The sequence below is a fragment of the Rhodanobacter aciditrophus genome, from assembly GCF_042679525.1.
Classification (GTDB): Bacteria; Pseudomonadota; Gammaproteobacteria; order Pseudomonadales; family Marinomonadaceae; genus Marinomonas; species Marinomonas aciditrophus.
On the sequence record NZ_JBHTMN010000011.1, the window covers coordinates 178,550 to 196,690 of the forward strand.

Annotated in this window: 17 protein-coding genes; 11 read left to right on the forward strand and 6 right to left on the reverse strand. The window is 45.4% G+C overall.

Translation table 11 applies throughout. From position 1 onward, the window contains the following. The 10 genes from ACFQ45_RS09860 (at position 1) to ACFQ45_RS09905 (ending at position 11,175) form a co-directional block, all read left to right on the forward strand. Positions 1–933 (forward strand): sugar phosphate isomerase/epimerase family protein, encoded by a 933-nt coding sequence (locus ACFQ45_RS09860; protein WP_377367163.1) that lies wholly within the window; start codon positions 1–3, stop codon positions 931–933. A gap of 117 nt (positions 934–1,050) precedes the next feature. Then, entirely contained in the window at positions 1,051–2,007 is a 957-nt protein-coding gene (locus ACFQ45_RS09865) for a sugar-binding transcriptional regulator (protein WP_377367165.1), read from the forward strand. A 544-nt stretch (positions 2,008–2,551) separates the two neighbouring features. Then, the gene (locus ACFQ45_RS09870; RefSeq protein WP_377367167.1) at positions 2,552–3,328 is read left to right on the forward strand and encodes a DeoR/GlpR family DNA-binding transcription regulator; all 777 of its coding nucleotides are present in this window, start codon (positions 2,552–2,554) and stop codon (positions 3,326–3,328) included. Next, a complete protein-coding gene (locus tag ACFQ45_RS09875; protein ID WP_377367169.1) occupies positions 3,325–4,110 on the forward strand; it encodes a triose-phosphate isomerase in 786 nt (261 codons plus the stop codon). The genes ACFQ45_RS09870 and ACFQ45_RS09875 overlap by 4 nt, the downstream gene beginning before the upstream one ends. An 11-nt stretch (positions 4,111–4,121) precedes the next feature. Next, positions 4,122–4,583, forward strand: a complete 462-nt coding sequence (derI, locus tag ACFQ45_RS09880) for a D-erythrulose-4-phosphate isomerase (protein ID WP_377367171.1) — start codon at positions 4,122–4,124, stop codon at positions 4,581–4,583. 177 nt (positions 4,584–4,760) lie between these two features. Further along, positions 4,761–5,705, forward strand: a complete 945-nt coding sequence (locus ACFQ45_RS09885) for a LysR family transcriptional regulator (RefSeq protein WP_377367173.1) — start codon at positions 4,761–4,763, stop codon at positions 5,703–5,705. 45 nt (positions 5,706–5,750) lie between these two features. After that, positions 5,751–6,683, forward strand: a complete 933-nt coding sequence (locus ACFQ45_RS09890) for an AEC family transporter (protein ID WP_377367175.1) — start codon at positions 5,751–5,753, stop codon at positions 6,681–6,683. Positions 6,684–6,810: 127 nt separating this feature from the next. Further along, positions 6,811–8,772, forward strand: coding sequence for an ATP-binding protein (locus ACFQ45_RS09895; RefSeq protein ID WP_377367177.1), 1,962 nt, complete (start codon positions 6,811–6,813; stop codon positions 8,770–8,772). A 44-nt stretch (positions 8,773–8,816) separates the two neighbouring features. Then, positions 8,817–9,167 (forward strand): DUF1294 domain-containing protein, encoded by a 351-nt coding sequence (locus ACFQ45_RS09900; RefSeq protein ID WP_377367179.1) that lies wholly within the window; start codon positions 8,817–8,819, stop codon positions 9,165–9,167. Positions 9,168–9,297: 130 nt separating this feature from the next. Continuing rightward, positions 9,298–11,175 (forward strand): methyl-accepting chemotaxis protein, encoded by a 1,878-nt coding sequence (locus ACFQ45_RS09905; protein WP_377367181.1) that lies wholly within the window; start codon positions 9,298–9,300, stop codon positions 11,173–11,175. Positions 11,176–11,248: 73 nt separating this feature from the next. Here ACFQ45_RS09905 and ACFQ45_RS09910 read toward each other — a convergent pair whose 3' ends face one another. The 6 genes from ACFQ45_RS09910 to ACFQ45_RS09935 all read right to left on the reverse strand — a co-directional run bounded on the left by ACFQ45_RS09910 (position 11,249) and on the right by ACFQ45_RS09935 (position 17,026). Beyond that, positions 11,249–12,250: a substrate-binding domain-containing protein gene (locus ACFQ45_RS09910; RefSeq protein ID WP_377367183.1), complete on the reverse strand. Its 1,002-nt coding sequence runs from the start codon at positions 12,248–12,250 to the stop codon at positions 11,249–11,251. 133 nt (positions 12,251–12,383) lie between these two features. Continuing rightward, the gene (locus ACFQ45_RS09915) at positions 12,384–12,875 is read right to left on the reverse strand and encodes a gluconokinase (RefSeq protein WP_377367185.1); all 492 of its coding nucleotides are present in this window, start codon (positions 12,873–12,875) and stop codon (positions 12,384–12,386) included. 81 nt (positions 12,876–12,956) lie between these two features. After that, positions 12,957–14,273, reverse strand: a complete 1,317-nt coding sequence (locus ACFQ45_RS09920) for a TRAP transporter large permease (RefSeq protein WP_377367187.1) — start codon at positions 14,271–14,273, stop codon at positions 12,957–12,959. A gap of 1 nt (position 14,274) precedes the next feature. Then, positions 14,275–14,823 carry a TRAP transporter small permease subunit gene (locus ACFQ45_RS09925; RefSeq protein WP_377367189.1) on the reverse strand — a complete coding sequence of 183 codons (549 nt, stop codon included), beginning with the start codon at positions 14,821–14,823 and terminating at the stop codon, positions 14,275–14,277. A gap of 80 nt (positions 14,824–14,903) precedes the next feature. Then, positions 14,904–15,920, reverse strand: coding sequence for a TRAP transporter substrate-binding protein (locus ACFQ45_RS09930; protein ID WP_377367191.1), 1,017 nt, complete (start codon positions 15,918–15,920; stop codon positions 14,904–14,906). A gap of 158 nt (positions 15,921–16,078) precedes the next feature. Beyond that, positions 16,079–17,026 (reverse strand): substrate-binding domain-containing protein, encoded by a 948-nt coding sequence (locus tag ACFQ45_RS09935; RefSeq protein WP_377367193.1) that lies wholly within the window; start codon positions 17,024–17,026, stop codon positions 16,079–16,081. A 149-nt stretch (positions 17,027–17,175) separates the two neighbouring features. Between ACFQ45_RS09935 and ACFQ45_RS09940 the strand changes: the two genes are divergently transcribed. Beyond that, positions 17,176–18,012, forward strand: a complete 837-nt coding sequence (locus tag ACFQ45_RS09940; RefSeq protein ID WP_377367195.1) for an inositol monophosphatase family protein — start codon at positions 17,176–17,178, stop codon at positions 18,010–18,012. The last annotated feature ends 129 nt before the right edge of the window (positions 18,013–18,141 follow it).

Consider the following 18,141-nt stretch of genomic DNA (forward strand, 5'->3'; position numbering starts at 1 on the left):
ATGGCTTTAACGTTAGGCTTGAATACGAACCCTTTGGTTAATCGCTTTGCTGAGCCGAAGCACCTAATTGAAACCATTGCCCACGAGATTAAAATACGCGATGTACAGCTGACCCATGAGTTTATCAATCCCAGCTGGCCCGCATCTCTTATTCGTCGGCTAACTCGTGAGATGCAGTCGGCTTTGACCCAGACGGGTGTCCGTATTACCTCTGGTATGACTGGGCCCTATGGCCGTCTAAATCACTTTGGTCATCCTGATAAAGAAGTAAGACGTTATTATGTGGAGTGGTTTAAAACCTTCGCGGACATTACAGCGGATTTGGGTGGTGAAGCGGTCGGAACTCAATTTGCCATCATGACCCATCAGGATTTTGATGATCCGAAACGTCGAGAAGAACTCACACAGATTGCCATTGATTGTTGGGCAGAAGTTGCGGAGCACGCTAAGCTGGCGGGTTTAAAGTATGTCTATTGGGAGCCCATGAGTGTAGGCCGTGAGTTTGGTGACACCATCGCCTCAGCCATGGCGTTACAGCAACGCTTAACGGACGCCAATATGGCAGTGCCTATGTGGATGATGGCCGACATCGACCATGGTGATGTCATGTCTGATAATCCGGCGGACTATGATCCTTATGCTTGGGCCGAAGCGGTGCCAAAGGTTTCGCCGATAATTCATATTAAACAAAGTTTGATGGATAAGGGTGGTCACCGTCCGTTTATTGAAGAGTACAATCGTAACGGGCGAATTCAGCCGGGGCCTTTGCTAGACACTCTAGCAAAAGGTGGGGCGAAGGATAATCAAATCTGTCTTGAGTTAAGCTTTAAGGAGCGTGAGCCCACAGACCATCAGGTGGTCGAGCAGATAGCTGAAAGTGTTGCCTTCTGGGCACCTCACATAGACAGTGGGGTTCAGGATCTGAACATCTGATCCTGAATTTAGGCTGGCGTGTGATATATCGAAGTTTAACGTCGGTTAGTGTACAGTTCATTTCCCATAGGCAACCTAGGAAGTCTATCGCGTAACCTTTGATACCGGAGTAGAAGTTTGGATACGAAAAAAGGTCTTGTGGATTTTGACGACTCGTTAGCAATACGAGCTGCATGGCTGCATTACGTGGGTGGTTTGACTCAAGCCGCAGTCGCAAAGCGTTTGGGGCTGACTTCTGTGAAGACCCATCGCCTTATATCAAAGGCAGTTTCAGAAGGCGCTGTAAAAGTCACCATAGATGGGAAGATCACCGAATGCGTGGAACTAGAAGAACTCATGATCGCCAAGTTTGGTCTCAAGCAGTGTATCGTTGCGCCAGATTTAGGCGAAGAAGGGATTCCTTTGAAGACCCTAGGTCAAGCTGGATCGGCCTACCTTAAGAATCTGCTTACTTCGAAATCAGACATTACCATTGGCTTGGCCCTAGGGCGTGCTTTGGCGGCCGTGGTACACCAGTTACCAAGACTGGAGACCTCAAATGTTAAGTTTGTTTCCCTCTTGGGGGGCTTAACTCGAGATTACTCCATCAACCGCGACGATGTCCTCCATTGGATTGCGGCTAAAACCGGAGCACCTTCTTACACCATGCCTGTACCATTACTGGCGAACTCAGTAGAAGATCGAACCGTTTTGCTGGCACAGAAAGGTGTGAAGGACGTGTTTACCATGGCCAACAATGCGGATCTGAAATTTATTGGTATCGGTACGGTGGCGCAGACAGCGCAATTGGTTGCTTCTGGGCCAATTAAGCCTGAGGAAATTATTGAGATTGCCAGAGCGGGCGCAGTGGGCGAAGCCATGGGGCATTTCTTTGATGAGAAAGGGGCGGTTATTAACACCTCTTTAAGTGCCCGTATGTTGTCAGTCTCCCTCGAAGGCAACAAAGGTGAGACCATTGCCATTGCTGGCGGCGAGGAAAAAGTAGAAGCCATCAGAGCAGTGCTTAATGGTAATCTTTTAACGGGTTTAATTACCGATGAAGTGACCGCTAGAGCGATTCTAGACGCGGTATAAGCTTGATCTCATTATTGTGGTGATCTAAGGCTATATAACTCCCTTGAGTATAAAAAGCAGTACCTTTGGGTTCTGCTTTTTTGTGGCCCTAAGGCCAGTAAAAATATCCCGCAGTGCCTTCAGGGGAACTGCGGGACTAAGGTCGAGGAAGGTACTCAATGAAATCATATGACGGGATGTTTTAAATGTTATTTTGTTATAAATAACATTTAAATCACTTTTTTATCTCACCGGTTGTGACATCTTGGCCTCAGGGTGATCAAAGATCCGCACAAGATATCCCAGAAAGACCCCATCAAAGTCTTATTATTCCGCCTTCAAGCCTCCAAAATATCTCTTAAGATGATATTCTTTTGTCCATTAGAGCGGCGTAATAGCGCCGTTTTCGCACAATAATGTGATAAAACCCTCATTTCTCTTGAGTACGATGTTAAATTAACACTGAAAATCACAAAATAAAATAAATAATGTTAAAAATAACTTTAAAAATGTGATTTTAGGGTTTATAACATACTCAAGAGATTTGCTATCAAGGCGAGTTGTTATGAAACGAGACGAACGAAGACAGCAAATTATCGATCTGTTAGTAGAAAGCGGTGTGGTGGACTTAGAAGAATTAGCCTTGCGCTTTGATGTGTCTAAGATGACCATTCACCGTGATCTCGACGAACTGGAAGCGGCGGGTTTACTGAGGAAAGTCCGTGGTGGTGCCACTATTGAAGCAGGCATGCAGTTTGAAAGTGATTTCAGGTTGCGTGAACGCCAAGGTGGCCAAGGCAAGGAGCGAATGGCTGAACAAGCTTTAACACTTGTTGAGCCAGGCATGACAGTGATGGTGAATGACGGCTCTATGGCTGCAGTGTTAGGTAAATTGCTACCTAGCAAAAAGCCCCTGACCGTGATCACCAACAATGCGGCCATTATGGAAGCCCTTAAGTTCGAAAATGGTATCGATTTGATTGCACTCGGGGGAGAGTATTCCGCCAAGTACAATGGCTACTTCGGCGTCCTAGCGGAGCAGAATTTAACCAGTTTACGTGCAGACATTGCATTTTTGTCGAGCCCAGCGGTATCCGGAACCCAAGTGTTCCACATGGATGCGGATGTGGTACGAGTGAAAAAAGCCATGTTGAGTGCAGCCGTTAAGACCTGTTTGCTGGTAAATCACACTCGTTTTGATCGCGTAGCATTGCACGTTTTGGCAGATCTCGAAGATTTTGACTGGGTCATCACAGACCAGGTTCCAGAGTCGGCCATTGCAGAGCATCTGTCTAATGCCGGCATTCAGTTAACGATAGCGAGATCACCGGAAGCCACATGACAACGACAACGCAATTTTGGGTAGGCACAAGTTGGAAAATGAATAAAACCCTAGCTGAGGCGCAAGCCTTTGCCGCGGCTTTGAAGGAAGTCGATGGACAAGCTGAGGACAGCATTCAACGATTTGTGATTCCTTCTTTTACCAATGTTCGTGAGGTGAAACAGATCCTCAAAGGGACATCGGTCAAAGTGGGTGCTCAAAATATGCATTGGGCGGATCAAGGGGCGTGGACGGGTGAAGTATCCCCCTTAATGTTGAAAGACTGCGAGCTGGATATTGTTGAACTTGGCCATTCGGAGCGCCGTGAGCATTTTGGTGAAACCAATGACACGGTAGGACGAAAGGTTGAAGCGGCGATTCGTCACGGTTTAGTGCCTTTGATTTGTATCGGTGAAACCCTAGCGGACAAAGACAGCGGCAAGGCTGCCGAAGTATTGGCAGAAGAGGTGCGTGGTGCACTGCAATATCTGACTGATGCGCAAAAATCCGCGCCGATCTTATTTGCTTATGAGCCTGTATGGGCCATTGGTGAAAACGGTATCCCAGCGTCTGCCGACTATGCAGACGCGAGACAAGCTGAAATTCTGGACGTGGCACATAGTGTATTGGGGCGTAAGGTGCCTTGTTTATACGGTGGCTCAGTGAATCCTCAAAATTGTGAAGAGCTCATCGCCTGTGAGCACATTGATGGCCTATTTATTGGTCGTTCTGCTTGGAATGTTGAAGGTTATGTAGACATTTTAAGTAAGTGTGCAGCAGTTGTTAGAGCGCAATCAAACTAGGAGATCACACCATGAAAATTGCAATTGCTGGCGACAGTGCTGGAGAAGTTTTGGCGCAAGCCTTGGTAGAACATTTAAAAGGGCGCTTTGAGGTCGCGGATTTATCCCGTGATGAAGCGGGCAATCTAGATGACTTTTACGCAAATATGTCTGATAGAGTTGCCTCTGCCGTCCTTGAAGGGCAATACGACCGCGCAATCTTATGCTGTGGTACAGGCATTGGAGTGTGCATTGCTGCCAGTAAAGTACCAGGTATTCGAGCGGCTCTGACCCATGATACCTATTCTGCAGAGCGTGCGGCCCTATCAAACAATGCCCAGATCATTACCATGGGGGCGCGAGTCATTGGCCAGGAGCTTGCAAAATCCATTGCTGATGCGTTTCTTAAGGAAACGTTTGATGAAAATGGTCGTTCGGCAGGCAACGTGGATGCCATCAATGCTTTAGATCACAAATACCACGCTCATCCATAAGCCTGTTTCTGACTCCTCCATGTACGGTCACTGCGGGGGAGTCTTTTTATACCCCTTTACCTCTGTTTTGTTCCTGTGTAATCCAGTCAAATTGGCTTTACATCTTTTGCTGGTCCTCTGAAGCGATTACTATAAAACCCTAGTTTTAAACATTGCCGAATCAGGACGTCTCGCCGTATGTTGCCCCCAAGCCTTGCCCATCTTGAATTAAAAAGTCTTACGGGGCTTTTATACCTGTTAGAAGAGCGACACGTGGGAAGAGCTGCGGAACGCCTATATATGAGTCAGCCTGCCATGAGTCGCTTGCTTAATCGTTTACGTGAGGCTTTTGGTGATCCATTGTTTGTGCGCACCAGTAAAGGCATGGTGCCAACCGCTAAAGCGTTAACGTTAGAAGCTCCCCTTAGAGAAATGATTGATAAAATGGGGGCACTAAGCAGTGTTGAAGACTTTGAACCGGGGCAAACCGAACGAGTCTTTCGACTTCAGACTTCCCATTATCAAGCCCAAGCGTACTTGCCGACCATTGCCGAACGTTTTTACGCGTTAGCGCCGAATGCATCCTTAGAAACTAGCCTAGTTACAGAGACTAGTTTACTTCGCTCTGACAATCAGCAGGTGGATGCTGTGCTGTGCAGTGAGTATGTGCAACTGCCTAATCGATTTTCGACCCGTTTGTTGGGAAGAGAAGGGTGGGGCTGTATCTTGTCCCGTAATCACCCTTTAGCGGTGGACGATGAAATCAGTCTGGATGACTTCTTGTCTTATGGTCATGTGCTGGTGACCTTAGGGGGCTCAAGTATGATTTACAGTGATAGCGCTCTAGGTGAGCGGGCTAAGGAGCGTCGCTATTCCTTACGTACTCCATATTTTGTCTCGGCATTAGAGGCGGTGGGAAAGACAGACTTATTATTTAGCAGTAGTCAGTTGCTGGCGATTCGATTTATGTCGCAATTTGGTCTGGCGATCAAGCCCTTGCCCTATGAATTTCCAGCTGTGCGATATTATTTGGCGTGGCCTGAAGAACAGGCCAATGACCCCGGTGGCAGTTGGTTTAGAGAGCTGTGTGCTGGTGTGGTGAGGGATATGATTCCCTTGCCGGATGAAGTGTTTGCTTCCTAGGTAGCACTTTTATTTTATGAATTTCGTTTCCCTAAGGAGTTTGCCTTGGACGTTGTATTAGGCATTACCGCCCCGATTTTTTTGTTGATTCTTTTAGGTTTTTTGGGTGTGCGTTTTCAGTTACTACCCAAAGAGGCCTTGCCAGCGTTAAGTCGTTTTGTGCTTTATTTCGCTTTGCCAGCAGTCATGGTGACTAAGATTTCTGCCATGGACATGGGGGTTTTGCTAAACGGAGCGTATCTCAGTGTCTATGCCATCGGAGGTTTGACCACTTTTTTCATAACCGTGGTGTTGGCACAGTATGTTTTCAAAGCAGACAAGGTCGCAGCATCTGTAACGGGCATTGGAACCATGATGCCAAACAGTTCCTTTATAGGGTTTCCGATACTCCTTCAGTTTTTGGAAGGGCATGTGGCTCAAGCATTCGCTATGTCATTAATGGTGGAAAATATTGTGTTTTTGCCTATCGCTCTGGTGTTTACCGAAATGATGGCCAATCAAAAGAGTGGCTTGGGTAAACAGATGATGATCAAGGTGGCTAAGCGCATCGTCACAAATCCCATTATCTTATCGGTGTTTGTTGGGGTCATGATGTCTGCGACGGGCGTCCATTTTCCTGAGTTTGTGAGTAAAGGGTTAGGGTTATTGGCACAAGGTGCGGCTCCCACTGCATTGTTTGTGATCGGCGGCTCACTTGTGGGTGTGGCGATCCGAGGAAGCAAGTTACGTATTGGCTTAGTGGCGGTAATGAAGCTGGTTTGTTTCCCTGTGGTGGTATTCTTATGTTTAGGCTTGTTTCCCTCTATGCCACAAGATCTTCGTGTGGCTGTGGTGGTGTTTGCTGCCATGCCTATGTTTAGTATTTACCCTATTATTGGTGGCGAATATGGTCAGAGAAGCTTTTGCGCCAGCAGTTTATTGGCCACAACGGTGTGCTCTTTCGTCACCATCAGTCTATTGTTGAAGTGGGTTGCCTAAGATACTCAGGGGCAGTCTGTTATCTTATGTGACCCGTGGTAACGCTTTACTACGTATTCTTACTTGCAGTCTTTATGGGTTTTAAAGACACTGAATTTTGTCAGGTTTGACTTACAAGGCAGTGCCCATGGCTGTTAAAACATTTTTTTCTGAATATTTTGGTGGTGTGTCCTTTCGCGCCAAATATTTCTTTTCTCTTTCTATTCCTATCGTTGCATTACTGTTTGTGACCCTATTGGAAATCGTTACTGTTCACTTGCACCGTAAAGCTGAGGCGGACTTAATGATTCACCAGGACGCCTTGTCGAATAATAGTCAGCTCATCAAGGCGGTGCTTGATATGCAAACGGGGCTTAGGGGTTTTTTATTATCCGATTCAGAAGCGTATTTAGAGCCCTACTATGTAGGGCAAGCGCAGATTGCTGACTTGATTGAGAAGGGCAAGGATATCAATCGAGCTGTAAGTGAAGAGCAATATCAAAAAATTGCTGAAGTAGAGCGATTACATCGATCTTGGATGAACTCTGTTGCCATACCCTCCATTAAGTTGAAACAAGACACACGCATTCGTACCTCTGAAAAGTCTGCCATGATGGCCCAGATGTTGAATACACAAAAAGGCAAAATGCTGGTGGATGGTATTCGATTGATACTGGATAAGCACGAGGTGGCGGCTAGATCCAGTCTCTCTAGGATTGAGGATCAACATTCCAAGCTTGAAAACTATATCCTTATACTAACGATACTTTCGCCAGTCATTATTATTGGCCTGACAATCATTTTTTCGTCTCGTTTTATCAGACAAATACTATCCCATCACAAAGGATTAATGGATGCTGTGGCGCAAATTCGTAAAGGTAACTACGGCTACCAAGCGAATTTAACCGGTAATAATGAGATGACGCAACTCGCTGAAGCATTTAACGACATGTCTAAGCAGGTCAAATTGGCGATGAGTGACCGAGAGAAAGCCGTATCTGTGAAGAGTGATTTTCTGGCGAACATGTCCCATGAGATTCGTACTCCTCTAAACGGTATTCTGGGCACCTTGGAAATGATCGACAAAGAGGATTTGAGTGACGATGCGAAAGGTAAGTTTAAGCTGATTACTGATAGCTCTGATATTTTAATGCGCATCATCAATGACATTCTTGATATTTCTAAGATGGAAGCAGGTCGTTTGGAGTTAGATCCCCAGCCTATGAACTTGTATCGAGCAGCAGACACTGTGGTCAAGTTGGCTGAAGGGGAGACCCGTGATAAAGCCATCACCCTTGAGTTGCAATACGACTCTGAGTTGCCCCATAACGTTGTTGCTGATGCCACAAGGCTAAAACAAATACTGATGAATTTAGTCAGTAACGCGGTCAAGTTTACTGAGCTGGGCAGTGTTCGAGTGGTGGTCAGTAAACAAAAAGAACTTGAAGACGGAAAATGTCTAGTGAGGTTTGAGGTCATTGATACAGGAATCGGTATCAACCGAGAGAAAGTAGGTAATTTATTTCAGCCATTTTTACAGGAAGATGCCTCCATTACTCGTAAATATGGCGGTACTGGGCTAGGGCTTGCCATCTGCTACAACCTTGTAGAAGTGATGTCCGGCAGTATCTTTGTAGAGAGTAAAGTTGGTAAAGGTACCCGAGTGTTTTTTGATGTGCCATTAGAGCTGACGAATAAGGAAGAACAGGACGATAATTTAGAGGTCAATGTAGAAAAGGGACGATATAAAGGTAAGAGTGCTTTAGTTGCAGAAGACAATGGTATTAACCGTATTGTCGCCGGCGCATTTTTAGAAGACTTAGGCTTTGAGGTGTGCTTTGCATTAAATGGCCAAGAGGCAGTTGATAAAGTCGCTGAACAGGAATTTGACGTCATCTTTATGGACATGCAAATGCCGTTGATGGATGGGATTCAAGCCACTCGGACGATTTTATCGAAACATGAAGAGCTGCCACCAATCATTGGATTGACGGCTAATGTAATGGCTGAAGACCTGAGATTGTGTATTGATGCAGGTATGTTATCAGTGATTACCAAACCCTTATCCATTGTGAAATTGGATGAAGTGTTAAAAAGTATTCGTTTATGACCTAATAATGAATACTTGGGATATTTTAGGGCACTTGAGAGCTTATGCTTGAAGTTGTAATAGGCGTGATTGGTTTTGCGGTGTATGGTTTTTTCATTTTATTGATTTGGCAGCTGTCGTTTTGGTGGTTTATGCCTTATTTGGTTTTGTCATTATTGACCTTTATTGTTTACGGTCATGACAAACGGTCTGCACAGCTAAATACACAACGAATTCCAGAAAGAGTTTTACATGGATTAGCATTGAGTGGGGGATGGCCGGGGGCCTTGTTGGCGCAACATCAATTCCGCCATAAAACTCAAAAACAACCCTTTAAAGCTATTTTATGGTTCACGATTATTGTGAATGCCACCTGTTTTATGGCTATCTGTTGGTTTTTTGGACAGACGATCTAGGGAAACTAAGCCATTTTCTTGATGAATATGGTTTCTAACTCCATACTAATCAAAAAGTTACAGAAAATTATTTTTAAAAGCGCTACCTTATAGAATATGTAAAACTCATTACCATTAGGAATTTGAAGCCATGTTAAAAAACTTGTTTTCACGATCATTGGAAGAACACCAGGTCATCGTTGACAAGGCAGAATTGGCCAACCTGAAAGGTCAATTAGATGCTATCTCCCGCTCCCAAGCTGTCATCGAATTTGATCTGAAAGGCAATATACTTTACGCAAACGATAATTTCCTCTCGGTACTGGGCTATACGTTAGAAGAAGTGCAAGGCAAGCATCATGGGATTTTTGTTGATCCCAAATATCGTGCAAGCCAGGCCTATAAAGACTTCTGGCGTGAGATTGGAGAAGGCAAGTTTCAAGCCGGTGAGTACTGCCGTTTTACCAAAACCGGTGAGCCTGTTTGGATTGAAGCCAGTTATAATCCTGTTTTCGACAGTGATGGTAATGCTTTTAAAGTGGTTAAATATGCAACAGATATTACCGCTAAGAAAAACCTCAATGCTGATTATGAAAGCCAGCTAGAGGCGATCTCAAAATCTCAAGCGGTGATTTCATTCGAGTTGGATGGCACCATTATTGATGCCAATGAAAATTTCCTTTCCACTCTTGGCTACACCATCGATGAAGTTCGTGGTCGACATCACCGACTGTTTGTTGATAAAGCCTACAGTGAGACACCAGAATACAAAGAGTTTTGGCGTAACCTAGGGAGCGGCGAGCATGCAGTGGGTCGTTTTCCAAGGGTTCATAAAAACGGCAAAACCATTTGGATCCAAGCCAATTACAGCCCGATTCGTGACTCCAGTGGTAAACCTTACAAGGTCGTTAAGTACGCTTCTGATATCACTGCCCAAGTGGAAGCAGAGCAAGAGGTTCAGCAAACTGTCGCTGAAATCAATGCAGTGATTGATGCTGCATCAAATAATGATCTCACCTCTCGCATCGAAACCTTTGGTAAATCTGACACCATGTTAGCTGTGTCTCAAGGGGTTAACTCTTTGCTGGATACCATGACCAATGTGTTGGTTCAGATTAAGAATGCTTCTGATGCGGTGTATGTGGGAGCCCGTGAAATTTCCATGGGTAACTCTGACTTGTCCAGCCGTACCGAGCAGCAAGCTTCAAGCCTTGAAGAAACAGCCTCCAGCATGGAGTTGTTAACGGGTATGGTGCGTCAAAACTCTGATAATGCAAACCAAGCTAATGTGCTGGCCTCTGATGCGGTGAGTGTGGCCACTGATGGGGGTGTTCTGATCGAAGAAGTGGTGAAAACCATGGCTGCAATCAATGCCTCATCTCAGAAGATCTCAGATATTATCGGCATGATAGATGGTATTGCATTCCAGACTAATATTTTGGCCCTAAACGCTGCGGTCGAAGCGGCTCGTGCTGGAGAGCAGGGTCGTGGGTTTGCTGTTGTCGCCTCTGAGGTTCGCACATTGGCTCAACGCTCTGCTAACGCCGCGAAGGAAATCAAAGACCTTATCTCTGAGTCTGCCTCTAAGATTCAGGATGGCAACGAGTTGGTAGACAAGTCCGGTAACACCATGAAGGAAATCGTTGCAGCCATTAAGCAGGTAAACGAGATCATGGCGGGTATTGCATCGGCTTCCACTGAGCAGTCTTCTAGCTTGGCTGAAATTGGTAAAGCCGTGAGTCAAATGGATGAGATGACTCAGCAAAACGCTGCATTGGTTGAAGAAGCCGCTGCCGCGTCAGAAAGCTTGTTATCACAGGCGGATCAATTGGCTGAGAACGTTAACCAGTTCCAGATCGATGATGGTGTGGCTATGCCATCAGCACCGGCTAAACTGTCAGCCCCTAAAAAGCCCTTGTCACCGCCAGCAAGTAAGCCGGCTGCCCCTAAGCCAGCTCCCACTTCTGTGAAAAAGCCTAAGTCCATACCTCAACCTGTATTAGATGAGGATGGTTGGGAAGAATTTTAGTCTTCTTTGATGGTAAAAAAACGGCGATGCCTTATAAAGACATCGCCGTTTTTTTGGTCTGTTACCTTTGAACTTAAGGCTTGATTGTTTCACCTAGCTCTATTCGGTAACTCAATTTAGAAACAGGATTAGGATTGTGTTTGCCCGCCAAGGCCTGCAATAGCTCTTGGGCGGCAATTTTACCCATTTCTTCCCTTGGTGTGATTACAGTCGCCAACAGAGGTACCATGGCTCGAGCGATGTCATGACCATGAAAACCTGCAATGCCCATGGCTTCTGGGACCTTAATGCCTTTCTTTTGGCAGGCATACAAGGCACCGATTGCTAAGTCATCATTAGTACAGAAGATGCCATTTGTGTTTGGGTGTTCTTGTAGAACTTCTTCTAAAAACTGAGCCCCTAAGGTAAAGGAAGAGGCACTGCGCGTTTGCTTGATAATTGGGGTAAGGCCATGTTTATTCATGGCGTTTTCGTATCCTTGAATTTTTTGAAGGGTACGTTGGTCCATGCGAGCCGCGAAATACACCACATTCTCATGGCCATGCAATATCATGGTTTCTGTCATATCAAAGGCTGCGGCTTCGTTATCAATACCGACAGCTCTCAAACTGCTGGGTGTGTTTGCATCCATGATTTCAATGACTGGGATGCCAGCGTTCTCGAGCATCTTTTGGGCCCGCTCCGTATGGAGGCTTTCAGAGATAATTAAGGCATCCACATTGTAGGAAAGTAGGGTGGCGATACGCTTTTCTTCCAGCTCTCTGCTATAACCGTAGTGAGTCAGCATGGTTTGATAGCCTGCTGGCTCAAGAATGGATTCGACACCACGAATTACTTCCGAGAATACTTGGTTAGTCAAAGAGGGTAGCAGCACGCCAATAGCATGGCTTTTTGAATTAGAAAGTATGTCTGGGGCTCTATTTGGAATATAGCCTAAGGTATCAAGAGCATCTTGAATGCGTTGTCTCAGTGAATCTGAAACTTGATTTGGATTGCGAATAAACCGGCTGACGGTCATTTTAGTGACGCCAACTAAGTCCGCAACATCTTGTAGAGTGGCGCGTTTCTTTTTCATTTTATTATTTCGGCTCAATTTGTTACAGGTAACATTAGCACAAGATGTGCCGCGGAATAAATCATTGAAAAGTCTAATTATAATAATAACTTAGTTAAATGCCCTGGCCTTTAAATTGCCAGGGCATTGGGTATTAGTTCTGTTCCAAGGCGGCAATACTTTGTTGGAATACTTCATCAATGGTTTGATCGATCGCCACTGTAAAAACGTCTTCATCTACAGGTTCTACGAGCGTGGCAAATTGGCTTTCAAGCATGGATTGCCCATTAAAGTAATGTCCGTTTCGTTTTTGGTGTCGAGACCAAATGGTGTCAAAGTCACCTTTTAGGTATATCACCGCAAGGTCTTCTACCCCAGATCGAAGCAGCTGGCGGTATTCTGGTTTTAGTCCCGAACACGCCACAACGGCGGTGTCTTGCTCTTTCAAAATACCGTTTAGGGTTTCTAGCCAGCCGAATCGGTCTTCATCCGTTAGGGGGATACCCTCGCGCATTTTAGCGACGTTAGACTCACTGTGATAATCGTCACCATCGAAAAACGGGAAACCATAGTGGTCCGCAATGCGTTGGCCCATGGAGGATTTACCGCACCCAGAAACTCCCATAACTATGATTTTTTTCTTCATTTTATTCCTTCTCCGGCGAAGCCTATTCCGTATAGGCTCCGCGTAAAACATGTTTAAACCTTGACCTAATTTCTCTGTGGGTTATTTCCACCAGATAGCTAACTCTGGGAAGATAATGACCAACGCAAGTACGACGATTTGAATCGCGATAAATGGCAGCAAAGAACTGAAGATCTCTCCTAGACTGATGTCTTTTGGAGCCACAGACTTGAGATAAAACGCTGCGGGACCAAATGGAGGCGATAGGAAGGACACTTGCATGTTTAAGCAGAAGACAACGCCGAACCAAACTGGATCTAGTCCTAAATTAGTGATGATGGGTACAAAGATCGGCATAGTTAGTAGTGCCACACCCACCCAATCGAGGAACATACCAAGGATAAGCAGAATCACCATCATGATTAAGATGGTTCCCATCACGCTGCCACCAGACAGAGCAAGGATGGTCTCTTCAACAAAGTCGATGCCACCCATAAGGTTGTAAACACCTACTAGGGCTGTGGCGCCGATGCCAATCCAAATAATCATGCCACAAGTGCTCATGGTGGCTTTGGCGCTTTCCTTAAGCATGGCAAAGTTCAGCTCGCCACGAATCCAAGCACTGATAATAATTCCCACGACACCTAAAGCAGATGCTTCTGTTACAGACGCGACACCCGTGTAGATGCTGCCCAATACGATTGCGACAGAGAGAATAGGGAAGAATAGGGCTTTGAAATAATTAATCTGACGATCATTTGCCAGCTCTTCTTCTGTCGGAAGAGGCGCGTATTCAGGGTGCATACGGCTAAGGATCAATACATAAGCCATGTAGCCAAGGGCTAAGATAAAAGCGGGTAAAAAGGCAGATTTAAACAGGTCGCCGATGGAGACGCTTGCAGTTAAGCCATAGATGATTAATACGATACTAGGAGGCAACATGGTGCCTAGGGCGCCACCGGCACAAGTGGTACCTATAGCAAGTTTACGGTTGTAACCCAAGCGCAACATTTGCGGTAACGCAAGGATGCCAAGGAGGACGGTTTCACCACCGATAACCCCAGACATGGAAGCAAGGATGACAGCAACCACAAGGGTTTGTACGGCCACACCGCCGCGCACTTTGCGGCCCACAACCTTCATGGCATCAAATAAGTCTCGGGCAATGCCTGAGCGATCCAAGAGGGCCGCCATCAGTACAAACATAGGGACTGCTAGGAAAACGTAGCCACCGACAAAACTATAAAGACGGCTAGTGACCAGTGGTAAGGCGTCAATACCAAACCAACCAATCGCGAAAACGAGTGCGACTAGCCCTGTTACCATGGCTAATTGCATACCCGTCAAGAGTAAGGCAATCATGGAGAGCAGCATCAGCAAACTGCCGTAGCCGATACCTAGGGATGATAAATCAAACATGTTATGACTTCCTTAGACCCAGAATTTCTTGAATAAGATGCAATGCAAATTGAATAAACATGACGCACATAGTTAAGAGAATCATGATTTTCACATAGGCTGGAAATGGTGGGTTCCAAGCAGAGCCAGAGGTTTCAAAATGCACATCACCGAATGGCGAGAACACAGCGCTTTCTGTCATTTGGTACGCTGCATAGGTCAATAAGCCAGCGAAAATAAGGCCCATGATGTGGTGAAAAATGTTTAGGTACTGACGGGTGCGGTCCGATACAGCATCGTAAATAAGTACAACACGAACGTGCTTGTTTGTGGCCAGTGCATAGATGCCCCCAAACACAAATAAACAAGCCCCTAAAAATGAAGCCGTCTCATGTACCCAGATGGTTGGGTCATTAAAAACGTAGCGCATCAGTACTTCATAGAATGAGATTGCTACTGTAAATAGAAAGAGAAGGCTAAGGGCATTGCCTAGTTTTACGATGACACGGTCAAGCACATTACGTGGCTCATGTTCCGTATCAAGTTGCTGAGAAAGATTTTCTGTATTCATGGGATGTTTCCAGGTAAAAACAGGAACCTATTTAGGTTCCTGTTTTGGTTGGAGTGTGATGAGACGTATAGGCCTATTTATTAAAGAAGGCCATTCTCTTCCAAGTAGGATGTAACAGAGTCGTATACTTTTTGTGCATTAGGAGATTGCTTGGCAAACTCTTCCCACTGGGTGCGGGCAATAGCACGGAATTTCTTACGCTCTTCGTCAGACCAGTTGTGGATCGTAATGTTTGGATCCGCTTGGGCTTCTTTCACCGCTTTTTGGTCAGCAATGCGAAGTTGCGTTGTGATGTCATTAGCGAAGTCACGAACCGAAGTTGTCATGATTTCTTGAAGGTCTTCTGGAAGTTTATTCCATTTCTTCATGTTCATTGAGACATCGATCAGAGGCAAAGAGTGGAAGCCTGGTTGAACTGGATGCGGCGCAATTTCGTTCATGCCGGCTTTCTGGTTCGTAGAGAACACAGTGTAGTCAGCAGCGTCGATAACGCCTTTGCTCAGTCCAGTGAAGACTTCAGAGCCAGGTAGGTTTACAGGTGCTGCGCCTGCGGCTGCAAACACACGTTGAACTAAACCTTCTGGGGCACGAAGCTTCAAGCCTTTTAGATCCTCTACGCCATCAAGAGGGACGCGGGAAACAAATGACTCAACACCTGTGGTAGAGCCGCCAATGAATTTTACGCCGTAAGGAGCGTAAAGTTCGTTCATTAGCTCGTAACCGCCGCCGTAGTTAATGTACTGCAAAAGTTGTGAAGTGTCGGACCAAGCGCCCACTGTGTTGCCGATTAGGCCAAAAGCGGGATCTTTGCCAGAGAAAAATTCAGTCGCAGTAACCTGACCATCCAAAATGCCCATTTTGATGCCATCAAGGGTTTCTGTGTGCTTGAACACACTGCCTACTGGCAATAGGTTGATTTTGATGCGGCCGCCAGACATGCGCTCTACGCGTTCTGTCCATTCTTTTTGGACTTGGAAGTTTTTATCGCCAGAAGGGTCTGAGGATTGGAATTTAAAAGTGTAGTCAGCAGCCATCGCAGTGGTGGACAGTGCGCCTGCTAGAGTGGCAGTGATTAACGTCTTGGCAAATGTGCTCATGATGCATTCCCGCTATTTATTGTTTTGAAGGAAAAATTAAAAGTAGCTCACGGATATATGTTACCGGTAACTGGATGCGAATGTTACCGGTAACTTTTTGCTTTAGTCAAGGGTATTCAAGAATTTCTTTTTTGACTTAAAGGATAGCGGTGTCGTTATTATTCTGACAGTTCGAAGGCAGAGGTATACATGTGAATGTTGTCTATAGATAGCAAGTAGCAGCTAAATTTTTGAATTTCTTCGCTTTTATCTAGAGTGCGTGTGCGAATGTATCGATCGGCTTGGACAACCGCTTCCTTGGAAAAATCTGCTACAGGTTGAAGTATAGAAAACTGTAAATCATTTAGAATGATGGCTGTTGCTGCATCAGGGGATCCATCAAAGCCGCTGACAATCACGTCGTCTAGGCGATTAGCTTCTCGTAAGGCGGTGATGGCGCCCAAAGCCATCTCATCGTTAGCGCTAATGATCCCTTTTAAGTTAGGAAATTGTATGAGATAGCGCTGCATCGCTTGATAGCTTTCCAGTCTTGACCAATTGCCAGTTACTCTTGCCACTAGATTTAAGTTGTCGTGGTGTTTTAGTACTGAGTTGAAGGCCTCAGAGCGTAACTTTGCATTGTTGTCCCCTGGTGCGCCGACAAGTTCAATGTATTCCCCTGAATATTTCATGGCGTTGCTCCAAGCTTTGGCAGCAAGTTTGGCTCCTTGGGTGTTATCAGAGATAAGTTGTGAAATCGCCAACCCTGTTTCATTAATCTCTGCGTTTACAATAAAGACAGGAATACCGTTTTGTTTGGCATAGCGTACCGATTGAGCGGACAGGGTGGTGTCAGCCGGGTCTAAAATGATGGCTTTGGCATTTTGTCGAACCGCGTCTTCTATGATGGATTGCTCGTTTTCTATGGAGCCTTGGTGTGCTCGAACATGGGCCAAGTAGCCTAGGTCCTCGGCGGTTTTGGAGGCGATGCTTCCTTCTGTGAACCAGTAGGGGTTTGAAGGGTCATTGATGACAATAGTGATTAATCCGTTGCTAGCAATTGTTTGACCAGTGAATATAAAGATAGCTGTAAAAATGATGTGTTTTAATGTCTGTTTTACATGCATGGCTTAATTCTCCGAAGCAGGCTTTTATTCAGTATCGGATAATCTGCGGCAAATAAATGTTCTTATTTGTTGTGTTAATGTCTTGAGAATAGTTCACGTAATGAGCTTTTGTAAGGTTATGAAATCACAAAACTGTGAAGGATGTGGGTATGTTATCGGTTGAGCAAAAAGAGCAAATTATTGAAGCGATTCGCCATGTGGCAAAGCTGGAGATACTGCCTCGCTTTCGGGATTTAGAAAGGTCGCAGATTGCCACTAAATCAGGCTTTGATGATCTCGTCACTGAGGCTGATACCGCGGCGGAGAAAGCTTTGATTGAGCGATTTTCGCAAATAATGCCCCAGGCACAGATTGTTGGTGAGGAGTCTGTGTCTGAGTCAAAACAGGTGTTAGATAAAGTCGATTCTAGTGATTGGGTGATCATCATTGACCCTATTGATGGTACTTGGAATTACGCTAATGGATTATCGACCTTTGGGGTTTTGGTAGCGGTTGTGCACCAAGGGGAGACGAAATTTGGGGTGCTCTATGATCCACTCAATGATGATTGGATCGAGGCAACAAAGGGAGAGGGATGTTTTTACGGTGATGGCGGCTTCAAAAAGCCTATTAAGCTGAATGGTCAGCCTATTAATAAGCGGTTAGTTGGCTTTTTGTCTCCCTTTCAGTTTGAATCCATTGAGCAGCGCCGCTTTGCTGCAGGACTTCAGGTTTCCTACGGACGCACATTAAGTTTACGTTGTTGTTGTCATGAATATCGAACCTTAGCTCAAGGTGGGGTGGATTTTTTTGTTAGCCCCAAGCCTAACGTTTGGGATCACGCGGCAGGCGTGCTGTGCTATCAAGAGGCGGGTGGTTTTGTAAAGATGTTGGATGGTACTCCTTACGCTCCTTCGCTGCGAGAAGGAACTATCGTTGCTGCTCGAACTCCTGAATTGTTAGAACGTGTGCGGCATGATTTGATGGAGGGAGGTGTCGTTCATTGAGTGATCACGTATGGGGATTTGATAGTATTTAATAAAATTAATAAATAATTTATCAAAGTCTATAGTTAATGATTAACAACAAATTTGCCTGATCTATTTTGTTACCTATGATAGCTAGAATTTATGGGC

Bases quoted from the DNA above. Each gene is read 5' to 3' on its own strand.
- derI (WP_377367171.1), top strand. From the start codon at position 4,122: ATGAAAATTGCAATTGCTGGCGACAGTGCTGGAGAAGTTTTGGCGCAA.
- ACFQ45_RS09940 (WP_377367195.1), top strand. From the start codon at position 17,176: ATGTTATCGGTTGAGCAAAAAGAGCAAATTATTGAAGCGATTCGCCAT.
- ACFQ45_RS09900 (WP_377367179.1), top strand. From the start codon at position 8,817: ATGCTTGAAGTTGTAATAGGCGTGATTGGTTTTGCGGTGTATGGTTTT.
- ACFQ45_RS09860 (WP_377367163.1), top strand. From the start codon at position 1: ATGGCTTTAACGTTAGGCTTGAATACGAACCCTTTGGTTAATCGCTTT.
- ACFQ45_RS09895 (WP_377367177.1), top strand. From the start codon at position 6,811: ATGGCTGTTAAAACATTTTTTTCTGAATATTTTGGTGGTGTGTCCTTT.
- ACFQ45_RS09885 (WP_377367173.1), top strand. From the start codon at position 4,761: ATGTTGCCCCCAAGCCTTGCCCATCTTGAATTAAAAAGTCTTACGGGG.
- ACFQ45_RS09870 (WP_377367167.1), top strand. From the start codon at position 2,552: ATGAAACGAGACGAACGAAGACAGCAAATTATCGATCTGTTAGTAGAA.
- ACFQ45_RS09905 (WP_377367181.1), top strand. From the start codon at position 9,298: ATGTTAAAAAACTTGTTTTCACGATCATTGGAAGAACACCAGGTCATC.
- ACFQ45_RS09910 (WP_377367183.1), bottom strand. From the start codon at position 12,250: ATGAAAAAGAAACGCGCCACTCTACAAGATGTTGCGGACTTAGTTGGC.
- ACFQ45_RS09875 (WP_377367169.1), top strand. From the start codon at position 3,325: ATGACAACGACAACGCAATTTTGGGTAGGCACAAGTTGGAAAATGAAT.
- ACFQ45_RS09935 (WP_377367193.1), bottom strand. From the start codon at position 17,026: ATGCATGTAAAACAGACATTAAAACACATCATTTTTACAGCTATCTTT.
- ACFQ45_RS09925 (WP_377367189.1), bottom strand. From the start codon at position 14,823: ATGAATACAGAAAATCTTTCTCAGCAACTTGATACGGAACATGAGCCA.
- ACFQ45_RS09930 (WP_377367191.1), bottom strand. From the start codon at position 15,920: ATGAGCACATTTGCCAAGACGTTAATCACTGCCACTCTAGCAGGCGCA.
- ACFQ45_RS09920 (WP_377367187.1), bottom strand. From the start codon at position 14,273: ATGTTTGATTTATCATCCCTAGGTATCGGCTACGGCAGTTTGCTGATG.
- ACFQ45_RS09915 (WP_377367185.1), bottom strand. From the start codon at position 12,875: ATGAAGAAAAAAATCATAGTTATGGGAGTTTCTGGGTGCGGTAAATCC.